Below are 21,727 nucleotides of genomic sequence, written 5' to 3'. Positions count from 1 at the left end.
TCCACTCTCGAGTTAACTCGGGCAACGGGGGCAACCCGCTGTCGGCTCTCATTACCTTTGGTTCTGCACACCGGCGTCGCGCTGCGCTAGCGTGAGGGGTCTGGCGACGATGCAGTGGGGTCCCCGCGAAGCTGGGGATGCGCAGATGAGGAGGAGCCGGACGATCGAGTACCGCCCACCAATCCACGCGGGAGCGTACGCCCAGTGCGCTGAGAGGACGGCTCGGGGCCGTCGACCGTACGAACCTGACCGGGTAATGCCGGCGTAGGGAGATGACACATGACCGTAACTGTCGAACCATCCGTGACCACCGGCCCGATCGCCGGCAGCAGCAAGATCTACCGCGAGCTCGACGCCGTCCCCGGCGGACCCGCCGCCAAGGTGCCGTTCCGGCGGGTGAACCTGACCAACGGCGAACACTTCGACCTCTACGACACCTCCGGGCCCTACACCGACCCGGACGCGGTGATCGACGTGCACCGTGGGCTGTCGCCCCGCCCGGGCGTGCTGCGCGACCACGGCACGCAGCTACAGCGGGCGCGCGCCGGAGAAATCACCGCCGAGATGGCGTTCATCGCGGCACGCGAGGACATGCCCGCCGAGCTGGTGCGTGACGAGGTCGCCCGTGGCCGCGCGGTGATCCCGGCCAACCACAACCACCCCGAGAGCGAGCCGATGATCATCGGCAAGGCATTCGCGGTCAAAGTCAATGCGAACATCGGCAACTCGGCGGTGACCAGCTCGATCGCCGAGGAGGTCGACAAGATGGTGTGGGCCACCCGTTGGGGGGCGGACACCATCATGGACCTGTCCACCGGCAAGGACATCCACGAAACCCGCGAGTGGATCCTGCGGAACTCACCGGTGCCGGTCGGCACCGTGCCGATCTATCAGGCGCTGGAGAAGGTCAAGGGCGACCCGACCGAGCTGACGTGGGAGATCTACCGCGACACCGTGATTGAGCAGTGCGAGCAGGGTGTCGATTACATGACCGTGCACGCCGGGGTGTTGCTGCGGTATGTGCCGTTGACCGCCAAGCGGGTCACCGGCATCGTGTCCCGCGGCGGCGCGATCATGGCCGCCTGGTGCCTGGCGTATCACCAGGAGTCGTTCCTCTACACCAACTTCGAGGAACTGGCCGACATTTTCGCCCGCTACGACGTGACGTTCTCACTCGGCGATGGTCTGCGGCCGGGGTCGATCGCCGACGCCAACGACGCCGCGCAGTTCGCTGAGCTGCGCACCCTGGGCGAGCTGACCAAGATCGCCAAAGCTCATGGCGCCCAGGTGATGATCGAGGGACCCGGGCATATTCCGATGCACAAGATCGTCGAAAACGTGCGGCTGGAAGAGGAGTTGTGCGAGGAGGCCCCGTTCTACACGCTGGGTCCGCTGGCCACCGACATCGCCCCGGCCTATGACCACATCACCTCGGCGATCGGCGCGGCGATCATCGCACAGGCCGGCACCGCGATGCTGTGCTACGTGACACCCAAGGAGCATCTGGGGTTGCCGGACCGCAAGGACGTCAAGGACGGGGTGATCGCCTACAAGATCGCCGCGCATTCGGCGGACCTGGCCAAGGGTCATCCGCGGGCTCAGGAACGTGACGACGCGCTGTCCACCGCGCGGTTCGAGTTCCGCTGGCACGACCAGTTCGCGTTGTCGTTGGACCCCGATACCGCGCGGGAATTCCACGACGAGACGCTGCCGGCCGAACCGGCTAAGAGCGCGCACTTCTGCTCGATGTGCGGGCCGAAGTTCTGCTCGATGCGCATCACCCAGGATGTCCGCGACTACGCCGCCGAACATGGGCTGGAGACGGAAGCCGACATCGAAGCTGCACTGGCCGAGGGAATGGCCGAGAAGTCGCGCGAGTTCGCCGAGCACGGCAATCGGGTGTATCTGCCGCTGCCCCAGTGAATTACCTGCCGCTGGCACCGCCAGGGGCAACACCGCTGCGGGTTCTGGCCATCGCCGGATCGGACTCCGGCGGCGGCGCAGGCCTCCAGGCAGATATCCGCACCTGCACCCTGCTCGGCCTGCATGCATTGTGCGCGGTGACCGCTGTGACAGTGCAGAATTCGGTGGGAGTCCGGGGTTTTCACAAGGTTCCCGGAAACGTGATCGCCGCCCAGATCGAGGTGGTGTGCCACGATATCGGGCTGCAGGCCGCCAAAACCGGCATGCTGGCGTCCACCGAGATCATCTTTGCCGTCGCCGGCGCATGGCGCGACCACGGCAAGGACGTGCCGCTGGTCGTCGACCCGGTCTGCGCGTCGATGCACGGCGACCCACTGCTCGACCCCAGCGCACTGGATTCGCTTCGCACCGAACTGTTTCCACTCGCGACGCTGGTGACACCCAACCTGCACGAGGTGCGGCTACTCGTAGATATAGACGTCATCGACTCGAAATCGCAGGCCGAGGCTGCCCGTGCCCTGCACGCGCTCGGCCCGAAGTGGGCGCTGGTCAAGGGCGGGCATCTGCGCGATTCGGCCCGCAGCACCGATCTACTGTTCGACGGCAACGACTTTCGCGAGTTCGGGTCACCACGGGTGGACACCATCGACGACCACGGCTCCGGCGACACACTGGCCGCCGCAACAGCCTGTGCGCTGGCGCACGGCTACCCTGTTCCGGATGCGGTCGCGTTCGCCAAGGATTGGGTGACCGAGTGTCTGCGCGCGTCCTACCCGCTCGGCCACGGACACGGCCCGGTGTCGCCGTTGTTCCGGCTGTCATGAGCCTGCGCCGGCGACGATGCAGAGCGCAGCGATGAGGAGGAGCGGCGCACATGAGCTTGAGCCGGATCGCCGGTATCGCGCATGAACCAGCCGGCACCCCGGCCGGTGTGGTGGTGTTGACGCATGGCGCCGGAGGTAGCCGGGAATCAGCGTTGCTGCGAGGGGTTTGCCAGGAATGGGCGCGGCGCGGCTGGCTGGCGGTGCGCTACAACCTGCCGTATCGGCGACGACGGCCCACCGGTCCGCCGTCGGGTTCCGGGACTACCGACCGCGCCGGCATCGTGGAGGCGATAACCGTCTGCCGCGGGCTTGCCGACGGCCCGCTGATCGCCGGCGGACACTCTTACGGTGGCCGGCAGACCTCCATGGTGGTGGCGGAGGGCCAGGCGATCGACCTTCTTAGCCTGTTCTCCTATCCGGTACATCCGCCCGGCAAGCCGGACCGCGCCCGCACCGAACATCTGCCGGGCATCACGGTCCCGACCGTGTTCGCCCACGGCACATCGGATCCCTTCGGCACCCTCGACGAGCTGCGCGACGCCGCGGCGCTGATTCCCGCGCCGACCGAGATCGTCGGGATCACCGGGGCCCGACACGACCTGAGCTCGAAGACCCTCGACGTGCCCGCGTTGGCAGTCGACGCCGCACTGCGGCTGCTGGGCTGAGGTCGGTTTTAAACATTGGACACGCCGGCCTCGACGGTATCTGCGACGTAACCCGATATCATTGAGTCACAAGTCCACCAACAGCAAACTTACCCACCCGTCAGGGACGGTTTTTCTATGACTGCGGAGCAATACGATGTCGTCATCGTGGGGGCGGGTTTCGGCGGCATCGGCGCGGCGATCCAGCTCACCCGGCTCGGCTACGACAACATCGTCATCCTGGATCGCGAGGCCGACCTGGGCGGAACCTGGCATGTCAACCGCTACCCCGGCCTGGCCGTCGATGTCCCGTCGACCACCTACTCGTACTGGTTCGAGCCCAACCCGTACTGGTCACGGCTGTTCGCGACCGGACCCGAGCTCAAACAGTACGTCGACCATGTCGCCGACAAGTACGACGTCCGCCGCCGCATGCGGTTCAACACCCAGGTGGAGGGCGCCCGCTGGGACGAGGAAACGCGGTTGTGGCAGGTTGCGCTGGCCGACGGCGAGACGCTGACCACACGCTTTTTGATCACCGCCACCGGCTTCCTGTCACAACCGCACACCCCGGATATCCCGGGTATCGCCAGTTTCGCGGGCAAGGTCATCCACACCACGGCGTGGGACGACAGCTACGACTTCGAGGGCCGTCGCGTCGGCTTGATCGGCACCGGAGCCACCGCCATCCAACTCATCCCCGAGCTGGCAAAGACCGCTGCCGACTTGACGGTCTATCAGCGCACCGCGATTTGGATAGCTCCCAAGGTGGACTTCCGGATCTCCCCCGCCGTGCAGCGGCTCTTCGCCCGGGTGCCGCTCACCCAGCGGGCGCTGCGCTGGGCGACCGACAACCTGCTCGAGTTCATCACCGTTACCGGCGTGCTGAACTACCGCTACTTACGGCGGTTCTCCGTCGGCGGGATGGATATATGCAAATTTCACCGGTTCGTGCAGATTCGGGACAAGGAACTGCGGCGCAAACTGACGCCCGACTACGACATCGGTTGCAAGCGGCCCAGTTGGTCCAACAACTATTACCGCAGCTTCACCAAACCGCATGTGCATCTGGAGACCAACGGCATGCAATGCATCGAGCCCGATGGCATTGTCACCGATGACGGGCACAAGACCGCCATCGATACCTTGGTACTGGCCACCGGCTTCGACTTGTGGGACGCCAACTTCCCCGCCATCGAGGTGGTGGGCCGGCAAGGCCGCAACCTGGGGAAGTGGTGGCGGGAGAACAGGTTCCAGGCCTACCAAGGCATTTCCATCCCGTACTTCCCCAACTACCTGGGCCTGGCCAGCCCATACGCCTTCGCCGGGCTGTCGTTCTTCAACACCATGGAATACCAGATGCGGCACATGGATCGGCTGTTCGGTGAGGTCAAGCGCAGGGGCGCAACCACATTCGAGGTGACCGAGGAGGCCAATACCCGCTTCCTGGATCGGATGACCCGGCGCCTGGACAACTCGGTGTTTTACGCCGGTGACTGTGCCACGTCGCGGTCGTATTACTTCAACCACAGCGGCGAGGCGACACTGCTGCGGCCCACCTCGGTGCGCAACGCGATACGCGACGGCTCGCGGTTCCCGTTGGACGACTACGCGATCGCCTGAGGAGCGACGTGTCTCGGAAAAGCAACCGCTTCGCCCGGTTCTCCGGTTTGGCTTTGGCCGGGGCCGGGGCTTCCCACTTCACCAGCCCGCAACTGTGGGAGCCGATCAGCAAGCCGGTATTCCCGCGTGCCACTCGCCAGCACATCTACACCAACGGCGGTATCGAGACCATGCTGGGCCTGGGCTTCAGTTCCCGGCGGACCCGCAGCCTGGCGATCGTCGGGTTGATCGGCTACCTGGCCTACCTGGTCGGCACCGTTATTCGCAGCGCCCAAACAGCGTAGCCCGCATCAACTTTCGCACGCATGCTTGCGAGTAGGCGGAGTTGTCGGCGGACCCCTCCCCCGCAACGTCATAGTGCACCAACCGCCCCACGTCGACCACCAGTGCCATCGCCGCGTGCACCAGGAACCGCGCCTGCGTCGCGGTCAGCGCTGGTCGCGCCGAGAGCAGCAGCCGCATCCAGGAGTCGATCGTTGACCGCTGCACACTGCGCAGCAACTCCTGGTCGGCCGGGGTCAGGTTGACCGCCTCGGTGTAGTAGATCGCGGCCAGTTCGGGATTGGCGAACGACGTCGCCACGAAGGCCTCGATGAGCATGATCAACATCTGTCGCGGCTCGGTCAGGTCGCTGAGGACTGCGGCGAAGTGACCCGCGACCCGGTCGGCCGCCCGCACCAACCCGGTGCTCAGGATCTCGCACTTACCCGAGAAGTACCGGTAGATAGCCGATACCGGGATGCCGACCGCCGAGGCGATCTGGGCCATGCTGGTCTCGGGGTAGCCGTGGTGGTTGAACAGCACCATCGAGGCGTGCAGTAGCGCTTCGTAGACGCCGGTGTCCGCGGCGAAAATCCGCCAGACCGGCGGGCGGGTGACGACGTCGTCCGGGTGCGGAAGTTCGGTGGCGAGTAACGCAGCGGCGGCCTCGGCCATCAGCGTGCGAATCTCGTCGGCCGGCAGCCGGACGTGGTGGTCGACGATGCTGCCGACGATGCTGAGTAGTCCCGACGAAAGCATCCAGCGCTGCGACGAGGTCAGTGTCGGCCGGAGCGCGGTGAGCGGTCGTTGAATGCGACGGTTGACCGTCCGCAGTTGATCTTTCAGTGTGGACTCGTCTTCGCCATGCAGGTAACGAGCCTGCCACCGGTACAGGCCGCCGGACTCGCGATTGACCAGGGTGACCTCGATCAGCGCATCGACCAGTCGGTCCAGCGTTGCGGCCGGGTCGACAGCTGAGGTGTCCGAGGGGTCGGCATCGGCGAAGTCGGTGCAGTCGACCAACTGGTGACCGAGCGCCAGCACCGCCCCGCGGAACAAGTCGTACTTACCCGGGTAGTGGCGGTACAGCGCCGCCGCGGAGATCCCCACCCGGGCTGCGATGGCTTCCATGCTGACCGCGTGATACCCCAGCGCGCTGAACTCCTCGGCAGCGGCCCGGGCGATCTGCGCCTTGCGGTCTTTCGGCCGCCGCCGCACCTCGGCTGTCGTCACCGCCTCACCCTAACCTCAGATCCGGCTCCGGAAAAACATACCGGTCTACCAGAATGTCCATTAACATAGTAAGGGTCGATGCAGCCTGGGGGGTTGGTGTCGAAAGGAAATCGCACATGCTGGCAAGGGTTCGCCAGGTTCTTGGCTTCCAGCTCACCATCGCCGAGCTGATCGGACTCGGGCTGATCATGGGAACCCCGTATTTGCTGGTCGGACTGGTCTGGTCGACGACCCATACCGAGCATTTGCACCAGATGCACGGCGCCGACCTGGTGGTGTCATTCCTCGGGTCGATCGTGTCGTGGCCGGTGCTGTTGTTCGCCGACGTGTGCATGACATGAGCGCCGATACCCGCATTAACATCACCCGGCGCACCCCGCGCTGGGACTCGTACCCGGCGACGGTGGCCGATGCGATGGACTTCTGGTCTTTCGCCGCCGGCGCCGCCAACGTCGTCATGCAACTGTCCTGGCCCGAGGTTGGTTATGGCGTGGTCGAGAGCAAGGTGGAATCCGGCAGCCTGATGAAACACCCGTGGAAGCGGGCCCGCACCACCTTCAGCTATCTGGCGGTGGCTGTTCTGGGCAGCCCGGAAGACCAGGCCGCCTTCCGCGACGCCGTCGACGTCGCGCATCGAGAGGTCCGCTCCGGACCTGATAGCCCGGTGCGCTACAGCGCTTTCGACCGTGATCTGCAAATGTGGATTGCGGCATGCCTTTTCGTCGGTATCGAAGATACCTACCAGCTGCTGCGCGGCAAGCTGACCGATGAGCTCGCCGAGCACTTCTACCGGTCAGCGTTCACGCTGGGTACCACTCTGCAAGTCACCGAGGACCAATGGCCGCCCACCCGTGCGGAATTCGACCGGTACTGGGACAGCGCGTGCCGCCGCGTCGCGATCGACGACGCGGTGCGTGGATATCTGCAGGATCTGATCAACCTGCGGATGGTCACTCCGCTGCTGCGACCCTTCGTCGCGCTGCTGCGGTTTCTGACCGTGGGGTTCTTGGCGCCGGTGTTCCGGGAAGCTCTTCAGGTCGACTGGACACCGGGTCAACAGCGCCGGTTCGAATATCTGTTCCTGCTGGTGTCGTTCGTCAATCGGTTCTTGCCCAGGTTCATCCGCCAAGGCGGGAGTTACGTGTTGCTGGCTGACGTGCGCAGACGAATTCGCCGGCGCCGCAAGCTGCTTTGAGAGGACGTGAAAGGAGCACAGTGAAGAATCACCACCTGTTGCTCGGTATCGCCGGCGCACTCCTGGTACTGATCGGACTTCTGGCGCTCTGGTGGCCGGTCTTTTTGAGCCAGTACGACCAGTACGGCATCCAGATCGGTTGTGGGAGGGGTTACACCGCAAACACCTCGCAGGCCGCTCAGGCGGGCAGCGACGGTCTGGTCGCACAATGCGGCACCGCATTGCTGATTCGCCGCCTATGGGCGATCCCGATGACCGTCGCCGGGTGGATAGTCCTCACCGCCCTTGTGACGGGCTGGCTGCACCACGCCCCCAAGCCCGAGATCGCCGAGACAGAGCGCGTCTGATCGCTATCCCACGCGTGGTACGTGATCAAGACGGCGCGATCACGGCCATGCCGGACTCCCCGGCGGCCTCGCGCATCCGGTCGTCGTACGTGCACAACCGGCCGAGATCGACGCCGAGCCGCTGCGCTGTCGCCAGGTGAATGGCGTCGAGCGTGCGCAACTCGAATGGCAGGAGTCCACCGGCGAGTTCGAGCACCCGATTGTCGATGCGAATCAGGTCGAGATCAGCGAGCGCCCGGCGTCCGGCTTTCCGCGCTGATCCCCCCTTGTCGAGAAGAGCTCGCATGACCTCGGTGCGCGCCAGGGCACGAGTCGAGATAGATGGCCGCCATCAACCCTCGCGTTCACGCAGGCGCGCAAGCGTCACAGACGGCAGCTCAACGCCTGGTTCGAGTTCGAACGGTTCCGGCAGATCATCGAAGTCGTGTGTCGCAGGCTCGATCTGGCCGCTTGCCAGCATCTGTTCGTAGGGACCGCCCTCTGGCATCGGCGAAAGCAGGGCGACAGGCCTACCGCGGTCGGTGATCTCGATCGTCTCGCCGGCCCCGACGCGCCGGAGGAGTTCGCAGGCCCGCTGACGGAGCTCACGGACACCGACCGAAGCCATGTGCTAACTGTCGCACACTAAAGCTGCCGGCCGATGCGCGTCTATTTGGCCCGCCGGCCCGCGGACTCCTTGGTCAAAGCGGCGCTCAGTCGTCGGGTCGCAGCAGCGAGCTGCTCCCCCAGGCGGGTGACCGCCGCGCCGCTCATCGGCTCTGCGCTGGGGACCAGGCTCAGCATCAGGGCGATGCGGCGCTCGGGTTCCAGCACCGGGGAGTCGACGTGGCTCACCTCGTAGGTGCGGTCCGGGGCCAGGCTGACGGGGAACCACTCCTCCCGGTGGACCAGTTCGTCGGTCAACGCCTGCGCCAGCTGGCTCAGCCGGGTGGAACGTACCTCGGCACTACGCACGATCAGCGCCAGTTCCTGCAGGCGCAGATTGGGCAGGATGTGTAGACCGACCGCGTAGCCACGCCGCTTGGCAGCGGCCAGGGCCTGCCGGTAGCGATCGCGCACGTCCTCGGGCAGGGCGGCCAGCCAGCGCTCCCGAACATCTCGCGCGGCCCAGGCAATGATCGACGCCCCGTACGGCGGGCGGTGCGGGAACTGGGTACCGATCGGCATCGGGTGACCGCCGCCGCGACGGCTCCGGATCTGATCGACCACGGTGGAGTAGTCATCGCTTACCGAGAAGGCAATGCAGTGGGCGCCCGTCGCGGCCGACAGTTCGGCCATCGCGGGGCGGGCCAACAGCAGGGCCGGAAAGCGCCCCGCCGCCTCTCGGCCGAGGCGGACCAGCGCGGGACCGAGGTGGTAGGTCTTGCGAACCGGGTCGCGCAGCAGCCAGCCGGCCCGGAGCAGTTCTGACAGCATCGAGTGGCAGCTGGCCTTGTGGACGCTCAAGTGGCGCGACACCTCGGCCAGTGTCATCCCCAAGCTCCCGTCGGCTGCCAGATGCTCGAACAGGTTCACGACCCGTTCGGTCTGCGGGGAGGGACGCGGCGCCATCGGTCCGGATTGTAGTCGCATAATGCGACCTCTTGAGTCGACATACGCGACCATGTGACCATTGCCCTTGATGAAAGACCTTCAAGGCAAGGTGGCGGTCGTAACCGGCGGAGCCGGGGGCATCGGCCAGGCCATCGGCAGGCGTTTCGGCCAGCAGGGCATGAAGGTGGTGCTGGCCGACGTCCTCGCCGAACCACTGGACGACGCGACCCGGGCACTCGCGGGCGAGGGCATCGAGGTGGCCGGCGTGCTCACCGACGTCACCGACTATTCCTCGGTCGAGTCGCTGGCCAAGGAGGCGCTCCATCGCTTCGGCGCGGTGCACGTGGTGTGCAACAACGCCGGTACGGGCGGGGTCTCCGAGGGCTACATGTGGGAACACGACCTGGCCGACTGGCGCTGGGGGATCGACGTCAACGTGTTGGGTGTCATCCACGGCATCAAGGCTTTCGCGCCCATCCTGCTCGAGCAGGGCGACGGACACATCGTCAACACCTGCTCGGGCAACGGCGGGTTCGCGCCGATCGCCCGGGGCGCCATGGGCGGACCGGCAACGGCGGTCTACCCGATGACCAAGGCCGCGGTGCTCTGCCTGACCGAAAGCCTCTACACCCACCTGGAGATGACCGGAACGCGGGTTCGGGCGCACGTCCTTTTCCCCGGCGGCTTTTTGAACACCGGCATCTGGGAGTCGTGGCGGCACCGGCCGGAGCGCTACGCCGCGACCCAGGAACGTCGCACCCCCGACCAGACACTGGTAAAAGTTGTGGCCCGCTTCGAGGCCGCCGGCGCACGTGTCGAGTTCACCCCGCTCGAGACGGTCGCTGACCAGGTGGTGGACGGAATTCGGGCGGACCGCTTCTGGATGATGGGCCCACCCACACCCGCCGAGGAGGTCGTGAGCCGCAAGGCGGCGTCGATCCTCGCTCGCGGCACCCCCGACTACCTGGTCGACGTCCTCGCCCAGCATGCCGGGAGCGAACCGGAAACCGAAGGAGGAAACCGTTGAGCACCAACGTAGTTCGTTATGGTCCTCGCCCACCCGAGGCGCAAGTCGACCACGAGATCGACGCCACCAAGGCGCCCATCGCCACCGAGGCGGTGACCGTCACGTACCTCACCGATCCGGAGATTGTCGCGACCGTGCTGCCCAAGCCGCTGGAGCCGGCGGCCGAACCACTGGTGCGAGTCCAGCTGCAGCGGGTCCGGATAGCGGGCATGCCGCCGTTCGGGTCGGCGGTGTTTTCGGTGACCGCGCAGCACGGTGAACTCCAGGGCGACTATCCCCTCTTCATGCCGCAGTCCACCGAACAGTCGGTGACGGGCGGGCGCGAAACATTCGGCGAGCCAAAGAAACTGGCTCACATCGAGGTGGAACGCGACCGCGATCGCGTCACCGCCACCGTTGATCGGCTGGGCTATCAGCTCATCAGAGTGCACGGCCAGATCACCGGCCCGGCGGAGTTGCCGCCCGACCAGATGAACACCGAGTTTTACTTCAAGTTCCTGCGTGCCCCCGACGGCAGCGGCATCACCGACCCGCACCTGGTCTACGGCGAGTACCACCGGCACTACGAGCTGCTGGAGAGCATCGACGGCACCCTCGAGTTGGGCGAGTCGCCGTTGGATCCGGTGGCCGACATCGTGATCCGCCAGATCAGGTCGATCACCTGGTGTCGCCGGCGCACCGTCCAGGTGGGGCGGATCGCGGCGCGGGTGCCGCAGGACTGGCTGCTGCCGTACGTGCACCAGCGCTACGACGACGTGGCCCTGCTCGCGGCCCCCAGGCCCGAGCCGGCGCGGGCATAGCGCATGGATCGCTACACGGTCATTTCGGCGGACTGCCACGCCGGCGCTGACCTGCTCGACTACCGCGAGTACCTCGATCCGCAGTACCGCGACGAATTCGACGGCTGGGCAAAGACATACGTCAACCCGTTCGGCGATCTCACCGAGCCCGACGCCGAGCGAAACTGGAACAGCGACCGACGCAACGCTGATCTGGATTCCGAAGGCATCGCGGGGGAGGTGATTTTCCCCAACACCGTGCCGCCGTTCTTTCCCCAGGCGAGCCTGGTCGCCCCGCCGCCGGAGACCGCCCGGGAGGTCGAGCTGCGCTGCGCCGGCCTGCGTGCGCACAATCGCTGGCTGGCCGACTTCTGCTCGTTGTCGCCCGAGCGGCGTGCCGGAGTGGGCCAGATCCTGCTCGAAGACCTCGACGAAGCCATCGCCGAGGTAGCGCAGATCGCCAAGCTGGAGCTGCGCGGCGGTGTGCTGCTGCCCGGAGTCGCCCCCGGTGCCGGCATCCCCCAGCTCTACGCCGAGCATTGGGCCCCGCTCTGGGCAGCGTGCGACGAGGCGGGCGTAGTGGTCAACCATCACGGCGGCAACGCCGGACCGACCCCGACCGACGGCTGGGGCAGCTCGTTCGCGGTGTGGGTGTACGAGACACACTGGTTTGCGCACCGGGCGCTGTGGCACCTGATCTTCAGCGGCGCACTGGATCGCCATCCGGACCTCACCGTGGTCTTCACCGAGCAGGGCGCCGGGTGGATACCGGCGACCCTCGACTCACTCGACGTCGCGGCGGCCCGTTACGCGCGACCGAACTCGGCGATCGCCCGCTTCGCCGGGCCCACCGCCGGCTCGCTGACCCACAAGCCCAGCGAGTACTGGTCCCGCCAGTGTTACGTCGGTGCCAGCTTCATGCGACCCGTCGAGTGTGCCGAGCGCCACCGAATCGGCGTCGACCGGATCATGTGGGGAAGCGACTACCCGCACTTCGAGGGGACCGCTCCCTACACCCGGGAGGCGCTGCGTCACACCTTCAGTGGCGTCAAGACCGCCGAGGTGGCGACCATGGTCGGCGGGACTGCGGCGGCCGTCTACGGCTTCGACCTCGAGACCCTCGCACCGCTGGCCGACCGCATCGGCCCGACCGCGGCCGAGGTCGCCGAGCCGCTGGCGGCCGTGCCCGCCGACGCGAGCAGCACCGTCTTCGAGCCCGACCCCATCCGTACCTGGTAGCGAAAGGACCACCGTGGACCGTTACGTCATCATCTCCGCAGACTGTCACGCCGAGCTCCCGACCGAGCGGTACCGCGAATACGTCGACCCCGAATACCGGGAGGACTTTGAGGTTTACCTGGCCGAGAAGGCTGCTGCGTCGCAGGCCGGCGGATTCATCGACGAGCAGTTCGCCGAGCAGTGGTTTGCCGAGCATGGTGACGGTATCGCCGGCGGATGGGATGTCGCGCTGCGGGACAAAGAGCTCGACGGCGACGGGGTAGTCGGCGAGGTCATCTTCCCCGACGCCGACGCCGTGAGCGGGGTCGCCGGGGCGCCGTTCGGGGCCGGCCTGGGCCAGTCGGGCGACCTCGACCCGGGGCGTGCCATGGCCGGGGCGCGGGCCCACAACCGCTGGTTGGCCGAGCTGTGCAGCCACAGCCCCGAGCGGCGGGCCGGGGTCGCGGTCGTGCCGATACTGGCGGACATCGACGCGGCGGTGGCCGAGATCACTCGAGCCGCAGAGTCCGGGCTGCGGGGCGGGATCCTGATCCCGGCGCGCTGGGTTGGCTACCCGCCCTACCACGACCGTCGCTACGACAAGGTCTGGGCGGCATGTCAGGACCTGCAGATGCCGGTACACACCCACTCCGGTCCCGCCCCGCAGGAGGAGTACGGAGAGTACCTGGGCATCTACGTGACCGAGGTGCGCTGGTGGGGGGCCCGGCCCTTGTGGTTCGCGTTGTGGTCGGGCGTGTTCGAGCGCTTCCCCCGGTTGCGCTGGGGGGTCACCGAGTGCGGTGCGTTTTGGGCCAACGACCTGCTCTGGCTGATGGACACGCGGTACTTGCGTGAGCACTCGGCCAAGAAGATGAGCCATCTGATGGAGGGCGATCTGACGATGCCGCCCTCGGCCTACTTCGACCGGAACTGTTTTATCGGGGCGACCACCACGGAGCGCAGAGAGCTGGCGCGGCGTTACGAAATCGGCGTGTCGAACATGCTCTGGGGCAACGACTTTCCCCATCCGGAGGGGACCTGGCCGCACACCCGCGAATGGCTGCGCCGCTCGTTCTGGGACGTCCCCGTCGAGGAGACCCGGCAGATGCTGGGCCTGGCGGCGGCCGAGCTGTACAACTTCGATCTGGGTGCTCTCACTCCGCTGGCCGAGCGCATCGGTCCGACCCCTGAGGACTTGGGCCAGGACGATGCGGTGAGCGTCCCCAAGTGGGAGGCGGCCCGCCAGGCCGGCCGCCACTGGCTGACGGGTGCGGAGCCGTTGCCCGACCTTGTGGAGAACTGAGGAATACCAGCCGGGGAATCGCCCGCCGGTCGGGTGCGAAGCCGAACCCAGCCCGTAACGCTCATGGTTTACCTACCGTGGTGGCCAGGGGCGGGATCGAACCGCCGACCTTCCGCTTTTCAGGCGGGAGTGGTTCGCGGGACAGCCCGTTCGTGCTGGCCAGGCAGGACGAACTGGGCCAGCAAGAGTTCGTTGTGCCACCGGTTCCGATACTGACGGCGGATAATCGGCGGACAGATTCGACGCCAACCAACGCGCTCGGCAGGCGCACCATCGCGCCGTCACGTATCGGGCTGACCCGACGGGCGCGCCGCGCAAAGAGCGCGCCCAACAGCTGGGTATGCCACTCCACCACACGACGGCTAGCGCGAGCGGCCAGTGGCCACCCACCCGAGCGGCCGCAAGCCGACGACGGTCGGCAGATCAGGATCACGGCGGCGACAAAACAAGAACCGCAACCCGGCAGAACAGGATAAACCTGTCAATAAATCAGGATCATTCAGTCGGCAAAATAGGAGTAGGATGTCGAATATGATGTTAGATGCTGCTGGTCACGAGCTGATTGAGCGGCATATGCTAGGACAGCTACGCGAGGTTGCAGAGTACACCCGTGTCGTGCTGATCAATGGTCCACGGCAGGCTGGTAAGACCACGCTACTCGAACAGCTCCACACCGAGTTGGGTGGATGGCTGCGTTCGTTGGATGTTGACGTCGAACGCGCGTCTGCGCGAGCCGATCCCGAGGGATATGTCATGTCCGCACCGCGCCCGACGTTCCTGGACGAGGTCCAGCGCGCCGGGGATGCGTTGATTCTGGCGATCAAGACGGCGACCGATCGTGACCGCCGGCCCGGACAGTTCTTCCTGTCGGGGTCGACCCGGTTCCTGACGGTGCCGACGCTGTCGGAGTCACTGGCCGGACGGGTAGCGATCCTCGACCTGTGGCCGCTATCTGTCGCCGAGCGGGCAGGGGTCCGGCCCGAGATCATTGCGCAACTGCTCACCAAACCCCAAACGTTCCTGGGCGTCGAGGCCGCGCCCGTCACGCGCCATGAGTATCTGCAGCTAGCCTGCGCCGGTGGCTTTCCGGAAGTTGTACAGCGGCCCGCGGGTCGCGCCCGCAGCCGGTGGTTCTCCGACTATCTACGCACGGTGACGCAGCGCGACGTGCGTGAGCTGAAGCAGATAGAACAGATGGAGCGCCTACCTCGGTTCATGCGCTATCTGGCCGCGATCACCGCGCAGGAGCTGAACCTGGCCGAAGCGGCGCGGGTCATCGGGGTCGACGCGGGGACGATCCGCTCGGATCTCGCGTTGTTCGAGACGGTCTATTTGGTGCACCGCCTGTCAGCCTGGTCGCAGAATTTGACCGCGAAGATCAAGAAGCGCTCCAAGATCCACGTCGTCGACAGTGGTTTCGCGGCCTGGTTACGCGGGCAAAGTGCCGACTCTCTGGCCAGGCCAACCGCGGAGGGTGCGGGCCCGATCATGGAAACGTTCGTGATCAACGAGCTGATGAAGTTGCGCGCGGCGGCCGATATCGAGATTGACCTATATCACTTTCGCGACCGAGACGGTCGGGAGATCGACTGCATCCTCCAGACACCAGACGGTCGCGTCGTCGGTGTCGAGGTCAAAGCCTCGACGACAGTGAACGTCCATGACTTTCGACACCTGTCATTCGCGCGTGACCGACTCGGCGACCAGTTCGTCACCGGCGTTGTCTTCTACACCGGTGCCCGGGCACTGCCGTTCGGCGACCGATTGATGGCTCTACCCATCAATCTCCTCTGGAACGGACAATCCGTCGCCGGCCTGTAGTCGCATACCCAATTGCCTTACGGCAACGGCAAGGTTGGAACGGCGCCGCGGGCCAAGGATCCATGGAGTGGGGCAGCCAGTCGTGGACATGATCGGTTTGCCCGCTTGTAAAGTCTCTCTGGCAGCTTCGTCGCCGCTTCACCGTGTCGTTATCGTCGCTGCCGCCTGGCAACCACCACAATCCCAGGATCGTGAACATGCAGCCGCGCCGTCGTCGTATGCGCAAGCCGGCCCGCTCGGACTCCGCGCGGCAGTGGGTTCGCTCCGGGGCCCAGGTCACCGTTGAGGCATATGGAAAGCGTTATGGCGTCGACCGATACACGGCACACGACGAACTCACCGCAATCGGGTTTCCGCTGCCAGCCAGCGCGGAGAAATGGGCGCAGCGACCACCGCCTGTGCCGCGCAAACGTCGCCGACGCACTGATGAGGTCGACGACGCTGACCCTGACTGGGTCTGGGCAGGTGACCGGCGAATATTTGTCGTCGGCTACACACCCGGCGGTGCTCCATTCGGCTGTTACGACGACGAGTTCACTGACTTCCCGTAGGCGTCGGCGTGGCTGCGTGGTCCGTCGTCCCTCGCCCGATAACCTGGCGCCGCGTCCCGCGAAAGAGGAACTGAATGCTGGTCCTGCACGGGTTCTGGTCCGCCTCCAACGGTCTGTGTTGGTGGGCGGAGGATTCCGCCCTCGCCGTGAAGAGCGCGAGCCAGGCGCTGCGCGCCGCCCGCCCGCATCCGTTCGCCGCGCGCGCCGACGTGATCGCCGGCATCCATGCCGGCAAGCCGGGTACCGCGGCTCTGCTGTTGCCGTCGCTGCGGATGGCGCCGCTGGACTCGCCGGAGCTGTTCCGGCTCACGCCACGGCCGATACCACGCACGGACCCGGCTCTGCTGCAGTGGACGGTTCCCGTGGTGTGCATCGACGCCGCGTCGGCGATGACCGCTCTCAACGAGCCCGCCGCCGATGTGCGCTACGGCGCGTCCGTGACTTACCTGGCCGACCTCGCGGCGTTCGCGCGGGAGCTGGTCGAGCGCGGTCGGATCCTGCCTGCGTGTGCGTCCGACGCGCATGGGCCCGTTGCGTTGTGGCGTCCGGTGCTCCAGGGCCCCGACATTGTGGCGATGCATTCGCTGATCGCCGCGTTGCCGCCGGTGTGCCGGGCCGAGTCGGGCGCACACGACGCGCACGCGCTCGCCACGTCGGCGCTGCACGCCTTGGTGGACGCGGCCGCGCGTGCGGCGTTGCCGAAAGGCATCGATCTGCTGCCGCCGCGACGTGGCCGTCGCGCCAAACGCGTGTCGGCCACCGAGGCGTGGTTGACGGCGTTGACTACACCGGACGGCCGGTTCGAGGCGGATCCCGGCGAGTTCGACACGCTGGTCGAGGCGCTGGCTCCGTGGGACGAGGTCGGGATGGATTCGCAGGGCCCGGCCAGGGCCACGTTCCGGCTGACCGAGAACGAGACGGATCCCGATGCTGAGGAGGCGTCGGGGTGGCGCTTGGAGTTCTTGCTGCAATCCGTGGCGGACCTCAGCCTGCTCGTTCCCGGCGAGCAGGCCTGGCACGACGACGGCGGCCTGCGCCGGTGGTTGGACCGGCCGCAGGAACTGCTGCTGGCCGAGCTCGGTCGTGCCGCCCGCGTCTACCCCGAGCTTGCCACTGCGCTGCGTACGGCTCGCCCGTCGGAGCTGTGCTTGGACACCGAAGGCGCCTACCACTTCCTGGCGATCGCGGCTCCGCTGCTCGACGAGGCGGGGTTCGGTGTTCTATTGCCGTCCTGGTGGGACCGCCGCCGCAAGCTTGGGCTCGCCCTGTCCGCGTACACCCCGGTCGAAGGTGTAGTCGGCAAGAAGAGCAGGTTCGGTCGGGATCAGCTGGTCGAGTTCCGCTGGGAGCTCGCCGTCGGTGACGACACCCTCACCGCTGACGAGATCGCCGCACTCGCCGAGACCAAAGCCCCGCTGATCCGGCTGCGTGGCCAGTGGGTGGCGGTGGATCCAGAGCAGCTTCGGCGGGGGCTGGAGTTCCTGGCGCGCGAACCCCCGGGGCAGGCGACCGCTGCCGAGATCCTCGTGCTGGCGGCCCGCCATCCCGACGACACCGACACCCCGCTGGAGGTCACCACGGTACGGGCCGACGGTTGGCTTGGCGACCTGCTCAGCGGCGGCGCGGTCGAATCGCTGCAACCTGTCGAGCCGCCGCCTGGATTCACCGCGACACTGCGCCCGTACCAGCAGCGTGGCCTGTCCTGGCTGACGTTCCTGTCCTCGCTGGGGCTGGGCAGCTGCCTGGCCGACGACATGGGGCTGGGCAAGACCGTGCAGTTGCTTGCCATGGAATCGCTTCAGCGCCACCAGGATCCGAATATCGGACCCACGCTGCTACTCTGTCCGATGTCACTGGTCGGCAACTGGCAACGGGAGGCTGCCAGGTTCGCTCCGGACTTGCGGGTCTACGCCCACCACGGCGGCACCCGGCTGTGCGGCGACGCGCTGCGCGAGCAACTCGCGGATACCGATCTGGTGGTTACCACCTATGCCACGGCCACCCGCGACATCGACGAACTTTGCGGACACGAGTGGAACCGGGTGGCGCTCGACGAGGCGCAGGCGGTGAAAAACAGCTTGTCCCAAGGAGCTAAGGCAGTGCGGCGGCTGGAGGCGGGACACCGGGTGGCACTCACCGGAACCCCGGTGGAGAACCGGCTCGCCGAGCTGTGGTCCGTCATGGACTTTCTCAACCCAGGATTGCTCGGCTCGTCCGAGCTGTTCCGGACGAGGTATGCGATCCCAGTCGAAAGGCACGGCCAGACCGAGCCGGCCGAGCGGCTACGCGCGATCACCCGCCCTTACATCCTTCGCCGACTCAAGACCGATCCCACCATCATCGATGACCTGCCCGAGAAGATCGAGATCAAGCAATACTGCCAGCTCACCACCGAACAGGCGTCGCTGTATCAGTCCATCGTCGACGACATGCTGGAAAAGATCGAGAACACAAAGGGAATCGAGCGGCGTGGCAACGTGCTCGCAGCGATGGCGAAGCTCAAGCAGGTCTGCAACCATCCGGCACAACTGCTCCACGACCGGTCTCCCATCGGCGCGCGGTCCGGGAAGGTCATAAGGCTCGAGGAGATCCTGGAGGAGATTCACGCCGAGGGGGACCGGGTGTTGTGCTTCACCCAGTTCACCGAGTTCGCCGAGATGCTGGTGCCGCACTTGGCTGCTCGCTTCGGTCAGGACGTACTGTATCTACACGGTGGCACCCCGAAGAAACGGCGGGACGAAATGGTGGTGCGCTTCCAATCCGGCAACGGTCCGTCAATCTTCGTGCTGTCGTTGAAGGCCGGCGGCACCGGTCTGAACCTCACCGCGGCCAATCACGTTGTGCACCTGGACCGATGGTGGAATCCCGCCGTCGAGAACCAGGCTACCGACCGCGCGTTTCGGATCGGGCAGCAGCGGACCGTGCAAGTGCGCAAGTTCATCTGTACGGGCACCCTCGAGGAAAAGATCGACGACATGATCGAAGAGAAGAAGGCGCTGGCCGATCTTGTGGTCAGCGACGGCGAGGGATGGCTGACGGAACTGTCCACCGGCGATCTGCGCAAGGTGTTCGCGCTGTCCGAGGGAGCCGTCGGTGAGTAACTGGTTCCCGCCGCCGTCCGGCCCACGTAACGTCGAGGGCGGACTGAGGGCCAGGAGCACGCGTGGAGCAATCGCCCAGACGTGGTGGTCCGAACGGTTCATCGAGGTGCTGGAAGACATCGGGATCGGCAACCGGCTGCAACGCGGCCGAAACTACGCCCGCAAGGGACAAGTGATCTCGATGGATGTGGGCCCGGGCTCGGTCACCGCGCAGGTTCAGGGCAGCAGGGCGCGCCCATACCGCGTTCGGATCGGGATCGCCGCGTTCGACAAGACGGAGTGGGCACAGGCCGAACGTGCCCTGGCTAGTAACGCCTGGTACACGGCGACGTTGCTCGCCGGGGAGATGCCCGACGACATCGAGGATGTGTTTGGCGCGCTTGGGATTTCACTGTTCCCGATGACCGCGCGGGAACTGTCACTCGATTGCTCCTGCCCGGACCATGCGGTGCCGTGCAAGCATCTGGCCGCGACGTTCTATCTGCTCGCCGAGTCCTTCGACGAGGACCCGTTCGCCATCCTTGCCTGGCGCGGACGCGAGCGCGAGGACCTGCTGGACAACCTACAGGCGGCCCGTTCGGGCGCCCCAGCTGCCGACGGGGCCGAGCTGCCGGGCCGACCGCTCGCTGACTGCCTCGACTCCTACTTCGCCAGACAGGCCGACACAAGCACGCCGAGCCCGCCGGCGACCTCGACGACGGCCCTGCTCGATCAGCTTCCCGATCTCACCATCGCGGTGCGCGGTCGGCGGCTGGCCGAGCTCCTGCGGCCCGCATATCTCGCGCTTGGGTGCGGTGGTCTGGGCGGACGCCGCGACTGATGCGGCAGCGAACGCACCGGCGCGCCTTCTTCCTGACGCCGCGTCGCCAGTAGGCAGCCGGCAGAAATCAATACCCCGGCCAGCCACATTGCACGCGCGGGTTCCAACACAATTATTCCGCTAACGGAACCATTGTGCTCATGGACAACGTCAGGAGCACACGGGAGGTGGCCAAGCACCTCGGTGTCAGCGAGCGTCGTGTTCGTGCGATGATCGCCAGTGGCCAGCTCCCCGCACAGCGCATGATGGGTCGCTGGATCATTCCCGCAGATGCCGTCTCCGCGTACCGCTCCAAGATCGTGGGACGTCCCATGGCGGAACGGTCGGTGTGGTCGGTGATGCAGCACCTGGCCGACGAGGAACCGAAGGCTGCGCTACCCGCGCGCCTGCGCAACCGCATCAAGGTCCTCGACGACGCCCCGGCCGCTCAGCAGCGCCTCCGGTCCTGGGTGTCCGCCCGCGGTAAGCCTGTGCGCGTCTGGGCGTTCAAGCCTGCTCTCGACCGGTTACAGGAGGATGACCGTGTCGTCGTCAGTGGTGACCGCATCGTCCCTCAGTTGGAACCGTCCGGCCAGCTCCGCGTCTACGCCAACGCCGCCGATGTGGACGATCTGATCGCCGACTACGGACTAAGGAGGGTCAACGGCGACAAGCTCCCGAATGCCATCGTGTGGGCGGTGTCGGACCTAGACGCCGTGCCGCGCAACCCCGCTAACGAGCATGCCGCCGCCGAGGTGGTCGCCGCGATGGACCTGCTCGACGAAGGCGACCCCCGCGCTGTCGGCATCGCCGAGGGGATCATTCGAGCGCGCGCGGGATGACCGCACGTGAGTCGCGAGAACCGCGCCAGACGGTGAGCATCAACGGGATCGCCGGTTCGATCATCCGGCCCGACGTCCACGCCGCGATGGTCCTCCAAGCTGCGGCCTATCACGCTGAGGTCGGGAAGCCCGCCGCCGAGCGCCATCTGAATGCTTACCCATCGTCTGACATCAATTCGAAATCCGCGCGCTGTCGACACCTGGTAGCCGCTGCTCGACCCAATGCCAGTCGATTCGCTCCTGTTCGAGCCGCACTCGTTCCCCCAATCCGTCCCCGACAAGTTCCGAATAGAGGTCCTGCTCGTCAGGCGTCAATCGTGTGAGAACCGACTTGGCCGGACGGTCTTCGGTCACCCAACGGTCGCGGTGGGCGAGCAGTGTCTCGCGGTCCATCAACACCGAGCGTGCTCGTGGGAGCCACGCCCGTAGACGGTCGAGAATGGCGAATCCGTGGGTATCGATATCTCCCCAGTACAGGATGTCGGCATCCGCCAGCCATCGCAGCCGGCCTACGCTGTCGACGTCGAAGCCCTTCCCCCAGATCACAACACCGTCGTCGGGGACCTCGACACTCAGATAGCTGATCTCGTTCTCGACGATTGTCGCCATTCGCGGCTCAACCCGCAGCTGTGCCAACTCCTCGGAGCGCACCGCCAGCTCGGTGAACGGAGCCGGGAGGCCCAGCGAGGGCGCGGGCCGCAGC

General features: G+C 66.3%; 21 protein-coding genes, 1 pseudogene and 1 riboswitch. Of the genes and pseudogenes, 17 read left to right on the top strand and 5 right to left on the bottom strand.

What is annotated here, in order from left to right:
- Positions 1–177 precede the first annotated feature (177 nt).
- Positions 178–288, top strand: a riboswitch (TPP riboswitch).
- The 5 genes from thiC (at position 280) to ACRDTL_RS05355 (ending at position 5,298) form a co-directional block, all read left to right on the top strand.
- Positions 280–1,923: a phosphomethylpyrimidine synthase ThiC gene (gene thiC / locus ACRDTL_RS05375; protein WP_431505687.1), complete on the top strand. Its 1,644-nt coding sequence runs from the start codon at positions 280–282 to the stop codon at positions 1,921–1,923. It overlaps the preceding riboswitch by 9 nt.
- Positions 1,920–2,747 (top strand): bifunctional hydroxymethylpyrimidine kinase/phosphomethylpyrimidine kinase, encoded by an 828-nt coding sequence (gene thiD, locus ACRDTL_RS05370; RefSeq protein ID WP_431505686.1) that lies wholly within the window; start codon positions 1,920–1,922, stop codon positions 2,745–2,747. Before thiC ends, thiD begins: the two co-directional genes overlap by 4 nt.
- Before the next feature lie 50 nt (positions 2,748–2,797).
- Positions 2,798–3,412 carry an alpha/beta hydrolase family protein gene (locus tag ACRDTL_RS05365; protein WP_431505685.1) on the top strand — a complete coding sequence of 205 codons (615 nt, stop codon included), beginning with the start codon at positions 2,798–2,800 and terminating at the stop codon, positions 3,410–3,412.
- A gap of 117 nt (positions 3,413–3,529) precedes the next feature.
- Positions 3,530–5,014 carry a flavin-containing monooxygenase gene (locus ACRDTL_RS05360; protein ID WP_431505684.1) on the top strand — a complete coding sequence of 495 codons (1,485 nt, stop codon included), beginning with the start codon at positions 3,530–3,532 and terminating at the stop codon, positions 5,012–5,014.
- A gap of 8 nt (positions 5,015–5,022) precedes the next feature.
- A complete protein-coding gene (locus ACRDTL_RS05355) occupies positions 5,023–5,298 on the top strand; it encodes a hypothetical protein (protein ID WP_431505683.1) in 276 nt (91 codons plus the stop codon).
- On the opposite strand, the gene ACRDTL_RS05350 is transcribed toward ACRDTL_RS05355, so the two are convergent.
- The gene (locus ACRDTL_RS05350; RefSeq protein WP_431505682.1) at positions 5,273–6,508 is read right to left on the bottom strand and encodes a TetR/AcrR family transcriptional regulator; all 1,236 of its coding nucleotides are present in this window, start codon (positions 6,506–6,508) and stop codon (positions 5,273–5,275) included. The two genes, ACRDTL_RS05355 and ACRDTL_RS05350, sit on opposite strands and share 26 nt — an antisense overlap.
- 116 nt (positions 6,509–6,624) lie before the next feature.
- Here ACRDTL_RS05350 and ACRDTL_RS05345 point away from each other — a divergent pair, with 116 nt between their 5' ends.
- The 3 genes from ACRDTL_RS05345 to ACRDTL_RS05335 are packed head-to-tail and all read left to right on the top strand — an operon-like array spanning position 6,625 to position 8,050.
- A complete protein-coding gene (locus ACRDTL_RS05345; protein ID WP_431505681.1) occupies positions 6,625–6,849 on the top strand; it encodes a hypothetical protein in 225 nt (74 codons plus the stop codon).
- A complete protein-coding gene (locus ACRDTL_RS05340; protein WP_431505680.1) occupies positions 6,846–7,703 on the top strand; it encodes an oxygenase MpaB family protein in 858 nt (285 codons plus the stop codon). Before ACRDTL_RS05345 ends, ACRDTL_RS05340 begins: the two co-directional genes overlap by 4 nt.
- A 20-nt stretch (positions 7,704–7,723) precedes the next feature.
- Positions 7,724–8,050, top strand: a complete 327-nt coding sequence (locus tag ACRDTL_RS05335; RefSeq protein ID WP_431505679.1) for a hypothetical protein — start codon at positions 7,724–7,726, stop codon at positions 8,048–8,050.
- Between the two features lie 25 nt (positions 8,051–8,075).
- On the opposite strand, the pseudogene ACRDTL_RS05330 reads toward ACRDTL_RS05335, so the two are convergent.
- The 3 genes and pseudogenes from ACRDTL_RS05330 to ACRDTL_RS05320 all read right to left on the bottom strand — a co-directional run.
- Positions 8,076–8,375: pseudogene (locus ACRDTL_RS05330) on the bottom strand (type II toxin-antitoxin system VapC family toxin); the annotation flags it as partial.
- Between the two features lie 6 nt (positions 8,376–8,381).
- On the bottom strand, positions 8,382–8,657 hold the full coding sequence (locus ACRDTL_RS05325; RefSeq protein ID WP_431505678.1) for a type II toxin-antitoxin system Phd/YefM family antitoxin: 276 nt from the start codon (positions 8,655–8,657) through the stop codon (positions 8,382–8,384).
- A gap of 41 nt (positions 8,658–8,698) precedes the next feature.
- Positions 8,699–9,601, bottom strand: coding sequence for an IclR family transcriptional regulator (locus ACRDTL_RS05320; protein WP_431505677.1), 903 nt, complete (start codon positions 9,599–9,601; stop codon positions 8,699–8,701).
- A gap of 70 nt (positions 9,602–9,671) precedes the next feature.
- On the opposite strand from ACRDTL_RS05320, the gene ACRDTL_RS05315 reads away from it, so the two are divergent.
- The 9 genes from ACRDTL_RS05315 to ACRDTL_RS05275 all read left to right on the top strand — a co-directional run bounded on the left by ACRDTL_RS05315 (position 9,672) and on the right by ACRDTL_RS05275 (position 21,024).
- On the top strand, positions 9,672–10,610 hold the full coding sequence (locus ACRDTL_RS05315) for an SDR family NAD(P)-dependent oxidoreductase (protein WP_431505676.1): 939 nt from the start codon (positions 9,672–9,674) through the stop codon (positions 10,608–10,610).
- Positions 10,607–11,410 (top strand): acetoacetate decarboxylase family protein, encoded by an 804-nt coding sequence (locus ACRDTL_RS05310; RefSeq protein ID WP_431505675.1) that lies wholly within the window; start codon positions 10,607–10,609, stop codon positions 11,408–11,410. Before ACRDTL_RS05315 ends, ACRDTL_RS05310 begins: the two co-directional genes overlap by 4 nt.
- A 3-nt stretch (positions 11,411–11,413) precedes the next feature.
- The gene (locus ACRDTL_RS05305; protein ID WP_431505674.1) at positions 11,414–12,628 is read left to right on the top strand and encodes an amidohydrolase family protein; all 1,215 of its coding nucleotides are present in this window, start codon (positions 11,414–11,416) and stop codon (positions 12,626–12,628) included.
- 13 nt (positions 12,629–12,641) lie between these two features.
- Positions 12,642–13,910, top strand: coding sequence for an amidohydrolase family protein (locus tag ACRDTL_RS05300; RefSeq protein WP_431505673.1), 1,269 nt, complete (start codon positions 12,642–12,644; stop codon positions 13,908–13,910).
- A gap of 531 nt (positions 13,911–14,441) precedes the next feature.
- The gene (locus ACRDTL_RS05295) at positions 14,442–15,731 is read left to right on the top strand and encodes an ATP-binding protein (RefSeq protein ID WP_431505753.1); all 1,290 of its coding nucleotides are present in this window, start codon (positions 14,442–14,444) and stop codon (positions 15,729–15,731) included.
- A 197-nt stretch (positions 15,732–15,928) separates the two neighbouring features.
- Entirely contained in the window at positions 15,929–16,282 is a 354-nt protein-coding gene (locus ACRDTL_RS05290) for a hypothetical protein (protein WP_431505672.1), read from the top strand.
- A gap of 74 nt (positions 16,283–16,356) precedes the next feature.
- On the top strand, positions 16,357–19,383 hold the full coding sequence (locus tag ACRDTL_RS05285; RefSeq protein ID WP_431505671.1) for a DEAD/DEAH box helicase: 3,027 nt from the start codon (positions 16,357–16,359) through the stop codon (positions 19,381–19,383).
- Positions 19,376–20,203 (top strand): SWIM zinc finger family protein, encoded by an 828-nt coding sequence (locus ACRDTL_RS05280; RefSeq protein WP_431505670.1) that lies wholly within the window; start codon positions 19,376–19,378, stop codon positions 20,201–20,203. Before ACRDTL_RS05285 ends, ACRDTL_RS05280 begins: the two co-directional genes overlap by 8 nt.
- Before the next feature lie 167 nt (positions 20,204–20,370).
- Complete coding sequence (locus tag ACRDTL_RS05275) at positions 20,371–21,024, top strand: helix-turn-helix domain-containing protein (protein ID WP_431505669.1); 654 nt, start codon at positions 20,371–20,373, stop codon at positions 21,022–21,024.
- Between the two features lie 171 nt (positions 21,025–21,195).
- Here ACRDTL_RS05275 and ACRDTL_RS05270 read toward each other — a convergent pair.
- The coding region (locus ACRDTL_RS05270) for a Wadjet anti-phage system protein JetD domain-containing protein (protein ID WP_431505668.1) at positions 21,196–21,727 on the bottom strand (532 nt) is incomplete at its 5' end.

The organism is Mycobacterium sp. (assembly GCF_050700595.1).
Taxonomy (GTDB): Bacteria; Actinomycetota; Actinomycetes; order Mycobacteriales; family Mycobacteriaceae; genus Mycobacterium.
This window is presented reverse-complemented; position numbering and strand designations above follow the sequence as displayed.

Coding starts and splice junctions, on each gene's coding strand:
- ACRDTL_RS05325 (WP_431505678.1), bottom strand. CDS start 8,657: ATGGCTTCGGTCGGTGTCCGTGAGCTCCGTCAGCGGGCCTGCGAACTC.
- ACRDTL_RS05340 (WP_431505680.1), top strand. CDS start 6,846: ATGAGCGCCGATACCCGCATTAACATCACCCGGCGCACCCCGCGCTGG.
- thiC (WP_431505687.1), top strand. CDS start 280: ATGACCGTAACTGTCGAACCATCCGTGACCACCGGCCCGATCGCCGGC.
- ACRDTL_RS05365 (WP_431505685.1), top strand. CDS start 2,798: ATGAGCTTGAGCCGGATCGCCGGTATCGCGCATGAACCAGCCGGCACC.
- ACRDTL_RS05345 (WP_431505681.1), top strand. CDS start 6,625: ATGCTGGCAAGGGTTCGCCAGGTTCTTGGCTTCCAGCTCACCATCGCC.
- ACRDTL_RS05320 (WP_431505677.1), bottom strand. CDS start 9,601: ATGGCGCCGCGTCCCTCCCCGCAGACCGAACGGGTCGTGAACCTGTTC.
- ACRDTL_RS05290 (WP_431505672.1), top strand. CDS start 15,929: ATGCAGCCGCGCCGTCGTCGTATGCGCAAGCCGGCCCGCTCGGACTCC.
- ACRDTL_RS05360 (WP_431505684.1), top strand. CDS start 3,530: ATGACTGCGGAGCAATACGATGTCGTCATCGTGGGGGCGGGTTTCGGC.
- ACRDTL_RS05285 (WP_431505671.1), top strand. CDS start 16,357: ATGCTGGTCCTGCACGGGTTCTGGTCCGCCTCCAACGGTCTGTGTTGG.
- ACRDTL_RS05305 (WP_431505674.1), top strand. CDS start 11,414: ATGGATCGCTACACGGTCATTTCGGCGGACTGCCACGCCGGCGCTGAC.
- ACRDTL_RS05315 (WP_431505676.1), top strand. CDS start 9,672: ATGAAAGACCTTCAAGGCAAGGTGGCGGTCGTAACCGGCGGAGCCGGG.
- ACRDTL_RS05295 (WP_431505753.1), top strand. CDS start 14,442: ATGATGTTAGATGCTGCTGGTCACGAGCTGATTGAGCGGCATATGCTA.